This is a genomic window from Echinicola arenosa, from assembly GCF_014841125.1.
Lineage (GTDB): Bacteria > Bacteroidota > Bacteroidia > Cytophagales > Cyclobacteriaceae > Echinicola > Echinicola arenosa.
Map to the genome: position 1 here is coordinate 961,677 of NZ_JACYTQ010000002.1, position 14,867 is coordinate 976,543.

17 protein-coding genes are annotated in these 14,867 nt (G+C 40.3%); 8 read left to right on the forward strand and 9 right to left on the reverse strand.

The window, feature by feature from the left end; all coding sequences use genetic code 11:
- Positions 1–24: 24 nt before the first annotated feature.
- The 3 genes from IFO69_RS08765 to IFO69_RS08775 all read right to left on the reverse strand — a co-directional run bounded on the left by IFO69_RS08765 (position 25) and on the right by IFO69_RS08775 (position 1,959).
- Positions 25–591 carry a Crp/Fnr family transcriptional regulator gene (locus IFO69_RS08765; protein WP_192009681.1) on the reverse strand — a complete coding sequence of 189 codons (567 nt, stop codon included), beginning with the start codon at positions 589–591 and terminating at the stop codon, positions 25–27.
- 8 nt (positions 592–599) lie between these two features.
- The gene (gene rluF, locus IFO69_RS08770) at positions 600–1,331 is read right to left on the reverse strand and encodes a 23S rRNA pseudouridine(2604) synthase RluF (protein ID WP_192009682.1); all 732 of its coding nucleotides are present in this window, start codon (positions 1,329–1,331) and stop codon (positions 600–602) included.
- 151 nt (positions 1,332–1,482) lie between these two features.
- Positions 1,483–1,959, reverse strand: coding sequence for a GNAT family N-acetyltransferase (locus IFO69_RS08775; RefSeq protein WP_192009683.1), 477 nt, complete (start codon positions 1,957–1,959; stop codon positions 1,483–1,485).
- 443 nt (positions 1,960–2,402) lie between these two features.
- Here IFO69_RS08775 and IFO69_RS08780 point away from each other — a divergent pair, with 443 nt between their 5' ends.
- The 8 genes from IFO69_RS08780 (at position 2,403) to IFO69_RS08815 (ending at position 10,286) form a co-directional block, all read left to right on the forward strand.
- Positions 2,403–3,116: a Crp/Fnr family transcriptional regulator gene (locus IFO69_RS08780; RefSeq protein WP_192009684.1), complete on the forward strand. Its 714-nt coding sequence runs from the start codon at positions 2,403–2,405 to the stop codon at positions 3,114–3,116.
- Positions 3,117–3,307: 191 nt separating this feature from the next.
- A complete protein-coding gene (locus IFO69_RS08785; protein ID WP_192009685.1) occupies positions 3,308–4,579 on the forward strand; it encodes an alginate export family protein in 1,272 nt (423 codons plus the stop codon).
- A gap of 22 nt (positions 4,580–4,601) precedes the next feature.
- On the forward strand, positions 4,602–5,999 hold the full coding sequence (locus IFO69_RS08790) for a CmpA/NrtA family ABC transporter substrate-binding protein (protein WP_192009686.1): 1,398 nt from the start codon (positions 4,602–4,604) through the stop codon (positions 5,997–5,999).
- Between the two features lie 82 nt (positions 6,000–6,081).
- A complete protein-coding gene (locus IFO69_RS08795; protein ID WP_192009687.1) occupies positions 6,082–7,173 on the forward strand; it encodes an ABC transporter permease in 1,092 nt (363 codons plus the stop codon).
- A gap of 4 nt (positions 7,174–7,177) precedes the next feature.
- Positions 7,178–8,062, forward strand: coding sequence for an ABC transporter ATP-binding protein (locus IFO69_RS08800; RefSeq protein ID WP_192009688.1), 885 nt, complete (start codon positions 7,178–7,180; stop codon positions 8,060–8,062).
- Between the two features lie 17 nt (positions 8,063–8,079).
- Entirely contained in the window at positions 8,080–8,898 is an 819-nt protein-coding gene (locus IFO69_RS08805; RefSeq protein WP_192009689.1) for an ABC transporter ATP-binding protein, read from the forward strand.
- Between the two features lie 118 nt (positions 8,899–9,016).
- A complete protein-coding gene (locus IFO69_RS08810; protein ID WP_192009690.1) occupies positions 9,017–9,634 on the forward strand; it encodes a GNAT family N-acetyltransferase in 618 nt (205 codons plus the stop codon).
- A gap of 67 nt (positions 9,635–9,701) precedes the next feature.
- Positions 9,702–10,286 carry a hypothetical protein gene (locus tag IFO69_RS08815; RefSeq protein ID WP_192009691.1) on the forward strand — a complete coding sequence of 195 codons (585 nt, stop codon included), beginning with the start codon at positions 9,702–9,704 and terminating at the stop codon, positions 10,284–10,286.
- A gap of 67 nt (positions 10,287–10,353) precedes the next feature.
- Here the strand turns inward: IFO69_RS08815 and IFO69_RS08820 are convergent, their stop codons facing one another.
- The 6 genes from IFO69_RS08820 to IFO69_RS08845 all read right to left on the reverse strand — a co-directional run bounded on the left by IFO69_RS08820 (position 10,354) and on the right by IFO69_RS08845 (position 14,794).
- Positions 10,354–10,926, reverse strand: coding sequence for a pentapeptide repeat-containing protein (locus IFO69_RS08820; RefSeq protein ID WP_192009692.1), 573 nt, complete (start codon positions 10,924–10,926; stop codon positions 10,354–10,356).
- Between the two features lie 36 nt (positions 10,927–10,962).
- Entirely contained in the window at positions 10,963–11,676 is a 714-nt protein-coding gene (locus tag IFO69_RS08825) for a ZIP family metal transporter (protein ID WP_192009693.1), read from the reverse strand.
- A gap of 113 nt (positions 11,677–11,789) precedes the next feature.
- On the reverse strand, positions 11,790–12,047 hold the full coding sequence (locus IFO69_RS08830) for a hypothetical protein (protein ID WP_192009694.1): 258 nt from the start codon (positions 12,045–12,047) through the stop codon (positions 11,790–11,792).
- Between the two features lie 117 nt (positions 12,048–12,164).
- Positions 12,165–12,575 carry a GNAT family N-acetyltransferase gene (locus tag IFO69_RS08835; RefSeq protein ID WP_192009695.1) on the reverse strand — a complete coding sequence of 137 codons (411 nt, stop codon included), beginning with the start codon at positions 12,573–12,575 and terminating at the stop codon, positions 12,165–12,167.
- Complete coding sequence (locus tag IFO69_RS08840; protein ID WP_192009696.1) at positions 12,572–13,003, reverse strand: GNAT family N-acetyltransferase; 432 nt, start codon at positions 13,001–13,003, stop codon at positions 12,572–12,574. Before IFO69_RS08840 ends, IFO69_RS08835 begins: the two co-directional genes overlap by 4 nt.
- A 111-nt stretch (positions 13,004–13,114) precedes the next feature.
- On the reverse strand, positions 13,115–14,794 hold the full coding sequence (locus tag IFO69_RS08845) for an N-acyl-D-amino-acid deacylase family protein (RefSeq protein ID WP_192009697.1): 1,680 nt from the start codon (positions 14,792–14,794) through the stop codon (positions 13,115–13,117).
- Positions 14,795–14,867 lie beyond the last annotated feature (73 nt).

Here is a 14,867-nt window from a genome sequence, read left to right on the forward strand (position 1 = left end):
ATTAACGTAAGAAAAAGACAAGGTTTATGAGATTCTTTTCCTTATCCGGCTAAGGGCTTGCGGGGTAATTCCAATATAACTGGCTATGTATTTCAAGGGAATCTTTTTGATCAGCTCCGGCCTTTCCTTGAAAAGCTTCAAATAACGTTCCTCTGCTGTTTCTTTTAACAGTTCCAATTCTCTTTTTGCCTTCTTCAAAAATAAACCCTCCGCAGCAAATCGTCCTATGGTATTTCCAACCGTTGACTTATCATAAACGACTTGCAGATCATCATAATGAATCCTCCATAAGGTCGTAGGCACCAAGCTTTGAATGTTATAAACGGAAGGTTTCCGAGTAATGAAAGCATCGTAAGCACTCATAAACTCTCCCTCAAAGGAAAATCCAAAAGTAAGGTCATCTAGCTCTTCGGGAATAAAATACCTCACCATTCCTGATTGAATGAAAGAAAGGTAGTTTTCTGTGTTGCCTACTTCCAAAATGTTGCTTTTAGCAGAAAAGGTTTTAAGCTGGAGTCTACTTGAAAAAACCTCCCAGTCCCTATCGCTCATACTTACCTGCTGCTCAAAAAGTGTCCTGATTTTCTCCATATCGCTTTTTAACCATCAAAAGTTTTGCTAGAATCAGAAGTTAGCTTATTGATCTCATCCAGCTCTTCTGTGGTCAAATAGCGCCACTTTCCTACTGGCAAGTCCAATCCCACGTTCATGATTCTAATCCGTTTGAGCTTGGTCACTTCATAATCCAAGTAAGCACACATTCTTCTGATTTGTCGATTGAGACCTTGGGTGAGAACAATCTTAAACTTTTGTTTTCCAATCTGCTCCACCTTACACTTTCTGGTCATGGTTCCTAAAATAGGAATACCATTGGACATTTTTTGAACAAATTGTGGTGTGATAGGCTTATCCACAGTTACCACATATTCTTTTTCATGGTTGTTTTTTGCACGTAAAATCTTGTTGACAATATCCCCGTCATTGGTCAAAAAAATCAAGCCTTCACTAGGCTTGTCCAGTCTACCTATTGGAAAAATCCTTTTGGGATGATTGATATAGTCAATGATATTGTTCTTCTCTCTCTTGGTATCTGTGGTACAAACAATTCCTATAGGTTTGTTAAACGCCAAATAAATAAATTCTTCCTGAGGAGGAGAAACCAACTCTCCATCCACCTTAACTTCATCTCCCTGCTCCACTTTGGTCCCCAATTCTGGAACCTTACCATTGATCGTAATCCTTCCCTCTTCCAATAATTTATCTGCAGCCCTTCTAGAACAATACCCTATCTCGCTTAAATACTTATTAATCCTGACACTTTGGCTCTCCATTTGACCTTATTGATTTTGGCTAAGCAAATTTACAGGTTTAATTTAAATGATGAAGAACCTAAAAACTAATGGTGCGATGACAACATAGCATTAAACAATATCCCTCACTTCATCAACTATAAAAATTCAAAGTCTAAAAGATTAGAAAAATTTAAATCCCTTTGCTCATTTTGTAGTTTGTAATTTCCAGACCATTGATGTATTTGATATTTTCTTTCACATATTGAAACCCTTTCTTTTCAAAAAAAGGCTTTGCTGTCTTGCTCGCATCGGTTATGATTTCACTCGCCCCCAGCCTTGAAGCTTCATCTTCTAAAGCTTTTAGTAACCTCTCAGCTAAACCCAGCCTTTGATAATCGTGATGGACGTACATAAAATCCAAGTAATTTCCATTTTCCAAGGCACAGAAACCAATAATCTTGTCTTCATCCTCTGCAACCAAAAAAAACTCACTGGTCAATGCACCTCTCCACCTTTCTTCATTTACAACAGTAGAAATCCAAGCAGCAATCTGAGACTCACTGTAATCATTTTTACATGAATCCTGTATGGTTTCTACGTACAGCTTTTGAACCTTCGACATGTCATCCATTTTTGCAGGTCTAATCTTAATTTCGTAGGCGTTCATAATAACAGCAATTTTTTGAATCAAATTAACTAAATTTTACCATTTATAGATTAAGCAATTGTGACAAAAAGAGTTTAAAAAACGACAATAATGTGGATTTGGTATAGCGTACCTCAAAAACAATACCTCTTCAACAATCTCTTTTTACAAAATCAGGACAAGTTCTTGATTTTCTACTACTCACTCAAGTTTAACAAATAAGGATAGAAATTTTTTAAGAATAGCAAATTTTCCTATTCCAATTCACCTATTTAAAAAGAATAGGTACCTACTAGAAGAAGCATATTCGCAAAAAATGCGCACAACAGTGGTAATTTCAGGTTGAAAACGTGTTCTATTATCACAATCAACTTACTCATTTTAAATAATTTAACCTAGAAAATTATTTGATAAGTTATCATCTTAGTAATAATATTACGTATATTTACGTAAATTACTTGCTTATGAACTACGAAAAGACCATATGTAGTGTTTGTAGGAATGCATCATGCATCATCAAGCGAAACGTTCACTTATCCCAATTGAGTAGATACATTGATCAAAAGAGCACCATAAATTGTAAAAAAGGCCAAACTTTTATTATAGAAGGAGCTCCGGTGCAGGGCCTTTATTTTGTTAATAAAGGTGCTGTTAAAGTCACGAAAACAGGTCTAAACGGTAAAGAACAAATCGTTCGGCTGGCCAAAGATGGAGAGATCATCGGGCACCGGGGTTTTGGTGCTGGTCAATTTTATCACATTGGCGCCACTGCCCTTGAAAATAGCTCCCTATGTAATTTTTCCTTAGATTCTATGAATCAAATGCTTTTGGAAATTCCTAAACTCACCTATGATTTAATGACTTTCTATGCCGAAGAGCTCAGTAGAAGTGAAACAAAAGTAAAAAAGTTTGCCCAAATGACCGTGAGAGAAAAAGTAATTGATGCCCTGCTTTACATCTTTAGAAAATTCGGTCAAAAAGATGATTTTTTTGGGATCCAATTATCCAGAAAAGACATTGCTGACTTTGCGGGCACTACCGATGAGCAGGTTATCAGAATTCTTTCCAGCTTAAAAAAGGAAGGTCTAATTCAGACATCTGGAAAAAAAATAGGTACAAAAAACGTAAATTTACTTAGAAAAGAGATTTCAGAACATAATTATTTCATTGACAGCTAAACCGTTAAAACAGCTCATATTCCAGTATTTTTAACTTAAACCTGCGAAATAGCAGGTTTTTTTATGTGTTAAAAAATGATTATTACCTGTCAATATCCATGAAACGTAAATTTCATTCCTTATATGTTTGTACGTAAATACGTAATACTACTTATTTATCATATACAATAGCCACTACAAACATATCCAAAATGAAAAAGCTTTTACCCTTAATTGTCCTTCTGATTTGTCTTGTTGGGAACGAGGCAATGGCACAATTCACAGTTTCCGCTGAAGTGAGGCCTCGCTCAGAGTTCCGTAATGGATTCAAAACACTCACTGATGATAGTAAAGATCCTGTCTTCTTCACTGAACAACGATCCAGGCTCTACTTGGACTATCTCTCTGACGATTTCAAATTCAAGTTGGCCTTCCAAGACATAAGAATGTGGGGAGAGAGTCCGCAAATTTACAAGAGAGAATCTGGCAATACCTTTATCAGCGAAGCTTGGGGTCAATATTTTATTTCTCCTTCATTCTCTGTGAAAGCCGGTCGCCAAATCATTTCTTATGACAACGAAAGGTTCTTGGGTGGTCTAGAATGGGCACAACAAGGCAGAAGACATGATGCCCTTTTGTTTATCTACGATAGTCAAGAAAGTAAAAGTCAATTACATTTTGGACTTGCCTATAACCAAGATGCAGACACATCTGAACCTGGATTTATCCAAGGTGATGGCGCAGGCTTCTATAGTGTGGGGGGTAATTACAAGACCATGCAATATGGCTGGTACCACAAAGATTTTGAATCCACTTCATTTTCTATTCTTGCCTTGAATGCTGGTTACCAAAATGCCGATAGTACTGTTTCCAATAAGCAGACATTTGGCTTTATTCCTTCCACGACACTCGGAAGTCTTAAACTTGCAGGCGACTTCTATTACCAAACTGGCTCTTTCGGAGGCAGGGATGTCAATGCCTTTTTGGCAGGTATAAATGCCACCATACAAACTTCAGTGACACCACTAACCTTTGGTGTAGAATATATTTCAGGCGACGATGACCCGAGCAACGATCAAATCAAAGCCTTCAGCCCAGACTTTGGAACCAACCATGCCTTCAATGGCTTTATGGACTATTTCTATGTAGGACCGGCCAACGGGGCAGTCGGAGTCAACGACCTCTACCTAAAAACAAGCTGGAAGTTGGGAAAAGGAAGCTTGAAGGCCCATGCCCACCATTTTCTCACTGGCTCTACCCAAATAGATGAGATGGGCACAGAACTGAGCAAAAGTATGGGCACAGAGATCGACTTGGTATACGGGATCAACCTAAAGGGAGGTGTTACCTGGAACATTGGTTATTCCCAGATGTTTGCCACTGACACCATGGAAAGCCTCCGAGAAGGAGACAAAACCCACCTGCAAAATTGGGCCTGGACCATGATTACGTTCAAACCTACCCTCTTTTCTTCATCGAAATAATACACTTTAACACACCATTAGTATGAAAAAATTACAAAAAAATAAATTTATTGCCTTTTTGTTCTTGGCAATTGGCATCAGCAATTTCCTCAGCAGCTGCGGAAGCAATTCATCCAATAAGGAGAAAGAAACCTCTACCTTAATCAAAGAAAACAGCTCCAATAAGCTGGCCATTGAAAAACCTCAATTGACTTTTGGCTTTATCAAACTGACAGACATGGCTCCTCTGGCCATTGCAAAAGAATTGGGATTCTTTGAAGACGAAGGCCTTTATGTAACCATAGAAGCACAATCCAATTGGAAAAATGTTTTGGACCGAGTTATTGATGGACAATTAGATGGCTCACACATGTTGGCCGGCCAGCCCATCGCAGCCGGGGCTGGTTTTGGCCGACAAGCCGACTTGGTCACTCCATATTCCATGGACCTGAATGGAAATGGAATTACAGTTTCTAATGATGTCTGGAATAAGATGAAACCCAACATTCCAACCAATGAAGATGGAATGCCAATTCACCCCATTAAAGCTGAGGCCTTAGCTCCTGTGATAACAGAGTACAAAAACAGTGGCAAACCCTTTAAAATGGGAATGGTATTTCCCGTTTCCACACATAATTATGAAATCAGATATTGGCTGGGCGCTGCTGGAATCAACCCAGGTTTTTATACTGCAGAAAATATCCAAGGCCAGGTTGATGCTGATGTATTGCTATCCGTGACACCACCACCACAAATGCCAGCTACCCTTGAGGCAGGAACTATCTATGGCTATTGTGTGGGGGAACCATGGAACCAACAAGCAGTATTTAAAGGTATAGGCGTACCCGTAACCACTAACTATGATGTCTGGAAGAATAATCCCGAAAAGGTTTTCGTCATGACCAAGAAATTTGTGGATGAAAATCCAAATACAGCGATTGCTGTTACCAAGGCTCTGATTAGAGCAGGAAAATGGCTGGATACTCCTGGCAATCGTCCAAAAGCCGTCGGTATTCTTTCCATGCCAGAGTATGTCGGAGCTGATTCTGTTGTCATTGCCAATTCCATGACAGGCACATTTGAATTTGAAAAAGGAGACAAGAGGTCCATGCCTGACTTCAACGTATTCTTTCGCTATCATGCCACCTATCCATTCTATTCAGACGGAGTTTGGTTCTTGACCCAAATGAGAAGATGGGGACAAATTCCTGAAAGCAAACCCAAAGAATGGTACCACGAAACCATCAAAGATATTTACCGGCCTGATATTTGGGAAAAAGCAGCCGCCATCTTATTGGAAGAGGGAAAACTTGAGGCAGATGACATCCCTAAAACGGATGGCTACAAAGCTCCCACAGCGGAATTTATCGATGGCATATCCTACGATGGAAAAGACCCTATTGCTTATATCAACAGCTTTAAGATCGGAAACAAAAACTAAAAAATCCTTCCCTCGGTAAAGGCTATCACCTAACTGCAGGGAAGCTGTTGACTATTCTTGAACCTCCTAAACTGTTCAAACCATGAAAGACAAAACCATCAAAACCATCAAATTCTTTGGACTCAGCTTTTTGGAGCCATTGCTAAGGGCGCTGAGCGGTGAAGAAACTCAGAAAAACCTTGCCTCATTTATTAAGAAAACTCTCTTCCCAATCGCTTCTATCTTCCTGTTTATCTTGGTTTGGCATCTGGGTGCAACAGCACTGTTTAACAAGGAAGCAGAAGCAAGAATAGAAAAAGCAAAAACCGAACAAGGCGAGGAAGCTGCAAAGGCCATGGCTGACTGTATTGCCTCGGGCGATGTAAGTTGTCAGCCCAACACACTTCCTTCTCCACAACAGGTATATCAGGCTTACATTGCCTTGTGGAAAGACCATTTACAGATTTCTGAAAAGAAAAGCGACTTCAAGGAAAAAGTAGCGGATACCAATGCGCAGCGGGAGGAACAGGGCCTGTCTCCCATCACCTACACAGGGCGTCCTTCCTTTTTGGATCAGATAGGAACAAGCCTGAAAACGGTGGCCGCAGGATTTCTACTTGCATTGTTTATCGCCGTTCCCATTGGGATCATCATTGGTCTGAGCGATGTGCTCCGAAACTCCTTCAACTGGCTGATCCAAATCCTAAAGCCTGTATCTCCTGTCGTTTGGTTGCTGTTGGTTTTTATGATCGTCAAAACGGTAATTACCGACCCTAATATGGACAAGTCCTTTATTATCTCCTTTATCAGCGTGGGATTGTGTGCCATGTGGGCTACCCTTGTCAATACCAGCCTGGGAGTGGCCACAGTAGACAAAGATTATATCAATGTCTCCAAAGTGTTAAAGCTTAGCATTGGTAAGCAAATCTTTAAAATCATCCTCCCCGCTTCCTTCCCATTGATCTTTACAGGCCTTAGGATTACAGTTTCGGTAGCATGGATGGTTTTGATAGCCATTGAGTTGCTTGCCCAAAGCCCGGGTCTAGGCTCTTTTGTCTGGGAAGAATTCCAAAACGGTGCTAGTGATTCCAACGCCAAAATCATTGTGGCCATGTTTGTGATAGGCATTATCGGTTTTCTCCTGGACAGGATCATGCTGACCGTACAAAATTTTATGACATTCAGTAAAGCGTAAGACCATGCCCATCTTAGAACTTAAAAACGTCAACAAATCCTATGGTACCGGCACTTCAAAAGTGGATGTACTTCGCAATATCAACCTCAGCGTAGAAGAAGGGGAGTTTGTGGCCATTGTAGGTTTCTCTGGAAGTGGCAAAACCACACTGATCAACATGATCAACGGGCTGCAATTTCCAGATAAGGGACAGGTTCTCCTGCATGGAAATCCTGTGAATGGACCCGGTCCTGACAGAGGCGTGATCTTCCAAAATTATTCCCTCTTGCCCTGGCTGAGTGTATTCAAAAACATCAAGCTATCTGTGGATGAAGCTTTTCCAAACTTGTCCAAACAAGAAAAAGAAAAACATATCAACAAATATATCAAAATGGTTAATCTTAGTCATGCCACTCATAAATATCCAAAAGAATTATCAGGCGGAATGAGACAGCGGGTATCTGTAGCCAGAGCATTGGCCATGAACCCTGAAATATTGTTGATGGATGAACCTTTAAGTGCCCTGGATGCCCTGACAAGAGGTACCTTGCAAGAGGAGATCATTAAAATTTGGAGCAAAGATAAAAAGACTGCTATCCTGATTACCAATGATGTGGATGAGGGAATACTCATGGCGGATCGGATTATCCCACTGACCCCAGGCCCCAAGGCTACGCTTGGTCCAGAATTCAAAATTGATTTTAAAAGACCGAGGGATATTACTGAGATCAATAAAGATCCTCACTACAAAAGGTTGAGAAATGATATTCTGGAATATTTGATAGAAGTAGGGGCTACCAGAAAACAAACCAGTGATCAAAAATACCTCCTCCCCGACCTGAAACCGGTCATGCCTGGAAGGGTCTTCTTCGGAAGAAAGAAGAAAAACGAAAAAGTAAAATACTTCTAATACAAAGCACAACCATCATGAATGCAATAGTCAGCAAAGAAAACTTACACATCCCTCACCTAGACAAGCAACCAGAAATGTTGGTTTGTGAAGAACTGCGTAAAGTATACCCTACACCAAAGGGTGATTATGTGGTTTTAGACGACCTTCACTTATCCATTAAAAAAGGGGAGTTCGTGTCTATTATTGGACATTCTGGCTGTGGAAAGTCCACTTTGCTCACCATGATCGCTGGCCTCAATAATCTCAGTGGTGGCAAAATCCAGGTAGATCAAGAACCTATCTCGGGAGCAGGACCAGACCGGGCAGTAGTCTTCCAATCTCCAAGTTTACTACCATGGCTAACCGCCCTGCAGAATGTAATGATAGGTGTAAAGCAGGTTTTTCCTCATGCTAGCAAAGCAGAAAAACTGGACATTTGCAAATACTACCTGGACAAAGTTGGCTTGGGAAATGATTTTGATAAAAAAGCCACTTCATTGTCACAAGGTATGCAGCAACGGGTAGGCATTGCCAGAGCCTTTGCACTGAAACCTAAAATCCTTCTATTGGATGAACCTTTTGGGATGCTGGATTCATTGACCAGAGGAGAGTTGCAAGATGTCCTTTTGGAAATATGGCAAAAGGAAAAAATCACAGCCGTAGCCATCACCCATGACGTAGATGAATCTATTTTCCTGGCAGATCGTGTCATCATGATGACCAGTGGCCCTTATGCCAAAATTGGCGATGAACTGGTAATTCCTTTTGAAAGACCTCGTATTAGAAAAGAAGTCCTGGAGCACCCAGCATACTATGATTATCGAGGATACCTGATGGACTTCCTCAACCATTAAAGCCATACCTATTCAGGTCACTACTAAATCCAAGAAGGAAAATCATATTGGTTTTCCTTTCATTTTATTAAATTCCTAACTTGCCATCTTTATAACCTATGCCCGTAAAATATTAAGCATGGAAAACTGGTTGCAAGAAACGATATTGGAAGGGGAAAAAGTCAAATTGATTCCTTTACAAAAATCCCATAGAAACGAACTTTTGGAGGTCACTTCGGACGGTAAACTTTGGGAACTTTGGTTTACGTCAGTGCCATCTGCTGAGACCATTGATCAGTATATCTCTAAAGCGATGGAGGAAAAAACAGCTCAATCTTCACTACCCTTTGTGATCATGGACAAAAGCAGCCAGAAGATCGTGGGATGCACCAGATTCTGCAATGCTGCCTTAATACATAGAAGATTGGAAATTGGCTATACCTGGTATGCCAAAAGCGCACAAAGAACCGGTATAAATACTGAGTGCAAATACCTCATGCTCCAATATGCTTTTGAACATTTAAACTGTATTGCTGTCCAATTCAAAACAGATTGGTTCAACCTTCCTTCCAGAAATGCCATTAGTCGCCTGGGCGCCAAACAAGATGGTGTGCTCAGAAATGACCGCTTAAATGCTGATGGAACCTACCGGGATACCGTGGTATTCTCCATCATCAAACAAGAATGGCATGGGGTAAAAAAGAACTTAAAATACAAAATGGAACATTACCGCAACCTTGGATCAACGACAGCATAGCGTCTATTTCAACCAGACATTCTTTTCACCCACTAGTTTGTACTAGCTTATCGATCAACCTAAATTCATGAAATCTAATCTCTTTCTCATTTTCTCACTATTTGCTTTGGCCATGAACTATTCCAATGCACAAAGTCCAATCAAAACAGAAAATCTGCCTTTTGGCGACATTACCGAATATCCTGATACCTATGCTCCAGGCAGCGTGGCTGCAAGAATGGTCGAAAGCCTTGGCTTTAGGTATCGATATGCCTCTCAAGATTTAAAAACAACAGATTTTAGTTTCAAAGCGGAAGAAGAGGCCAGAACCATTGGAGAAACTATCGAGCACATTTATGGCTTGAGCATGGTCATCAGAAATGCAGTGATTGAAGAGCCTTACGAAAAAATCGCTTCAACCGATCCCATGGTCATCAGAGCGGAAACACTTCATGTACTTAAAGCCACTTATGATCATTTGATTGGAATGGATGAAGGTGAATTAAGTAAAATTACCATTAGGGAATCCTATCCATTTTGGGTGGTAATCAATGGACCTTTGGCTGATGCCCTGTGGCATAGTGGGCAGATCGCCACATTACGTCGCGCCAACGGCAACCCCATGCCCAAAGGCGTCAATGTTTTCTTAGGAAAATTTGAGGAAGTCAAATAAGGTTATTAATCATTAAGGGATTATTTGGCTTGATATAATCCCTTAATGACTTTTACTACCTTGTCCTTCAAGTAATTGAAATATCATATTTATCCAGCAAACCCTGAATATTGGCTCGGCTGAACTTTGCTTTTTTCATGATATTGCTTGCCGGGTCGATGGAAAAATTTTCTGCAGTTCTAAAGTCCACCTTGGAAAGATTGGCCCGGTCAAAAACAGCCTGTCTTAAATCACAATTGGTAAAAGAAGAACCTGTCAAATCAGTTTCTACAAATTCTACCTCTTCGAGTTTACAATTCTTAAAAATTGTCTTCTTCAATTTCAACGCATAAAATGACGAGAAATCCAACTGGCATGCATCAAAGGAAAAAGTGAGTAAAAACTGATTACACTTATCAAAACGTAACCCCAATAACTTACAGTTTATAAAGCGGGCATCCTGAAAAGCAGTGTTTTGCAATCGGGCATTGCTGAAATCACAATGGTCAAATTCACATTCCATAAAACTGATATCCCTTAGGTCCAATCCAGAAAAATTGCACTTACTAAAAGTACAGGATTCATATTCTCCATATTTTAACTTCTCCTGGCTAAAATCCAATCCAGAAAATTCCTCACTATCGATATAAGCTTTATTCATACTTTAAAATTATAATAGTAGATCCATTTTCAGAAATCAAATGACTTTCTCCCCGATCATTCCAATCATAAAACCCAAGCAGGCCCCAATAGCACCCCATTGATGGTTTTTCATTTTTCCTTCCGGAGCTATGTCCTGAAAAATTAAAAATAGAATCCCTCCACTGGCAAAAACCATCAAATGCGCTGTGATGTCTGGATGATTCCTCAGAAAGAAATGACCTATCAATGCCCCAAATATTCCGGCAAAACTTAAAAAAAACAGCATGATTAAGGTCTTCTTTACGGTAAAGCCACTTAAGACCAAATCCCTAAATGAGTTAAATGCTTCTGGCAAATTTTGTAAACCAATAAAGATAGCCAGCAAAGTTCCTGTTGCCGCATCGCTGGCAAATAGCGCACCTAAGGCAATGGACTCCGGCACAAAATCCATCAGCATGGCTAGAAGCTGAGCCATTTTTCCTTTACTTTTAGATAACTGTCTATCAATAAAAAAGAACATCACTGATCCTAAGGAAAAAGAAACTAGCATTGGCCAAAGTGAGAGTTCCTCCAAGCCTTTGGGCACTAAAACCAAAGCCACCGCAGATAAAATGATACCCCCGCCAAAAGCAACGGCAGTATGGGTAATCTCATACTTTACTTGCCGCTTCTTGATATGATGATTAAAGGCATTTCCCAATAAGCCACCTATAAAAACAGTGATACCTGAAAACCCTGCATATAAAATGATTTTGGTGATGATGTCCATTTGGCTGCTAATTTGGTCTGAAATTCTTAATGAAAATTAGCATTTTAGGCTGGTAAATGAAAACCCCAATGGTTCGTTGGGGCCTCTTCGATTTATGAGGCAAAAACAATGGGTCAGCTGAGGAGCTTTATAAGTAAAACAAAAGAGATGATCAGTAAAGCTATTATTTTTAACATTAGAAACCCTTTCCATTCAAACAAACTTCTCACCTTACTTTTATTGAGTACTTCCTCTCTGGATAATTGGGGCGCATTGGGGTCGTGATCGATTTCTACATAATCGTTTCCATGTACTTCCTTATATCTTGTCAATGCTTCTTTAGGTTTGCGTTTATAGTCTTCTTTGCGCATCCCGAACCCCATATAGCCCATATCCACCCTTGTTTAGTGTTAAAAAATATTTAAACTAAGATATAAAAAATTAGCAAAATTGAAAGGTGTATCACTGTTCCATTAGCCTTTGTTTCACCTGTAAGTGAACTGTTTTAGCTAATGTTCTTTTCCTTTATATTTCCACATGGGCACCGTCATACCAGCTTTCTCAAACCCCATCTTTTCATAAAAACCTACTGATTCACCATCAGCTGTCAGCATCTGCATATGGAAATTCCTGTACTTTTCTTCCATTCTTTCCATTATGAGCTTGCCTATACCTTTTCCCTGGTAAGCCGGTAAAACTAACAAGTGGGGAAAATAAACCATCAAATGTCCATCTGAAATGGCATTGGCCAATCCCACTAACTTTGCCCCATCCCAAGCAGAAACCAAGGAATGGGAATTCATCAGCGCCTTATACAATGCTGTGGGCTTTTCTGCAGAACTCCAATGGTTTGCCTCATAAAGCTCCAAGATTTGCTCTACCGAAATATCATGGGTTTCTACTATTAGAATTCCATTCATATGTTAAGACTATTGTCTTCCACCTTCTTTTCCATGATTACATAATCAATCCCTCCTTTGACAAAAGTCTTATCAGTTTTTCTTAAACCGAATTTTTCATAAAAACCAGTTTTCTCTTCACGTGCATTACACCAAATAGAAGTCACTCCCCTATCTATCAAATCCTCTATTACAAATTGTAATAACTGGCTACCATAACCCATTCCTTGTTGAGTAGCATCTGTGGCAAACTTTCTAAACTGGGCTTTTCCTGAATTAATAAAGACCGAAATGATCGATACCAAGCTTCCCTCCACTTCCAAACCAAAATGCAACCCATTCTGGTCTTCTTCCAACTTTACATAATCAACCGGTTTATCTGGCCACATCACCCGATTTCTCAGATCCCAAGTTTCCTCAGGAGTAATGTGTAAAATCTCTATTTTCATGATTGAATCTCTTCTTTTTCTCTAAGCTTACGGCCAAATCAGCAATACGTTGGTGCCCATTAACTTTAATTTAGAAAAATAATTTAACCTTCATCGCCCAAATAAAGCACCTCACTTCCAACCAATCCACCCTGGCCCTCTCACTGCCCTTCCTGGCAAAGCTCCAGTGTGTTCGCCATTTTCCAATACCTGCTCTCCATTGACAAAAACATGAACCATTCCCTCCGCATATTGGTGAGGTTCATCAAAGGTCGCTTTGTCTTGGATCTTTGTTTTATCAAAAATGGCCAAATCAGCAAAATAGCCCACTTTGATCAATCCCCTTTTTTTGATCTTTAAATGAGAAGCGGGTAATTGGGTCAATTTGTAGATAGCTTCCTCCCATGATATCAATTGCTCATCGCGGACATATTTTCCTAAAAGCCGAGCAAAATTGCCATAAGCCCTAGGATGGGTGCTGGAGGTCAAGAATACTCCCTCTGCCGCCATTGACTGTGCATCCGAACCAAAACTCATCCAAGGAAGTCTAATCTGCTTTCTTACATTCTCTTCTGACATTAGGAAATAAACTGTTCCTACACGGCTGCCATCTTGGATAACCAAATCCATGGCGGTTTCTTCGGGAGATTTCCCCCTAATCCCAGCAACTTCAGCTAATGTTTTTCCCGTAAAATGTTTGAGCGTATCATTTTTAAATCCTACCAAGATCATTTTATCTGCTGACCCAGCAGCCTGCATCAGGCTTTCCCACTCGATTTCCGGATTTTTCATTTCTTCCATTACTTTGGCACGAATTGCAGGATCTTGCAATCTGGCAGACCAAGCTTCGTACCCTCCTTCCTGAACCCAAGGAGGCATGGCGGCATCCAAACCTGTGGCCCCTGCGGTATAATTGTACATATCCGTGGAAATTTCAAGGCCCGCCTGATTCGCCGAATCTATCTTTCTAACGACTGCATCAAACTTATCCCAATTTGATGCGCCGCTTTGCTTGAGGTGATAAACTTCCGCTCGGATGCCCGCCTTATCGGCTATTTCTATCAACTCATCCAAACTTTCCAACAGCTTGTTTCCCTCGCTTCTCAAATGGGAAATATACATTCCATCATACTCTGCAGCCACTTCACATAAAGCAATCAATTCTTCGGTACTGGAATAAAAAGCAGGCGCATAGATCAAAGATGATCCAATTCCCATGGCTCCTTCTTCCATAGCTTGCCGAACCATCATCTTCATACTGTCCAGTTCTTCTTTGGTAGGAGCCCTGTCTTCATAACCAACAGTATTTACCCTTAAGGTGGTGGCCCCGACAAAGGAGGCTACATTCGTGGAAACTCCCTTTTTCTCCAAAAAGCTCAAATATTCTCCCAATGTGTTCCAGGGAATATCATACTGGATCTTCCCTTGGTCTTCCTTCATCTCCCTTTTGCTGGCAGAAGTCAGAGGACCCCATGAACTCCCTTCTCCAAAAACCTCCAAAGTCACCCCCTGCTTGATATCACTCATGGATCGACCATCCTGAATCAAAGACTCTACTGCCCAACTCAGCATATTGATAAAACCGGGACTAACTGAAAGCCCTGCTGCATCCACTTCCTGGATAGCGGTTTTCCCTTTTAAATCACCAATAGCTGCAATGGTATCTGCAATAATACCTATATCTGCCACAAATGAAGAATTGCCGCTTCCATCAATAATCTCACCATTTCGGATAATGATATCAAAATCCTTTGGAGAAGTGCAGGAGATAAGAAGGATAAAGCTATAAAGTGACAGGGTTCTTAATTTCATAAATCTAAATTTAGGCCAATAGTAATTAGTAATATAAGCAATTAAGTATAGACCTGAACTAGCCACTTCCACA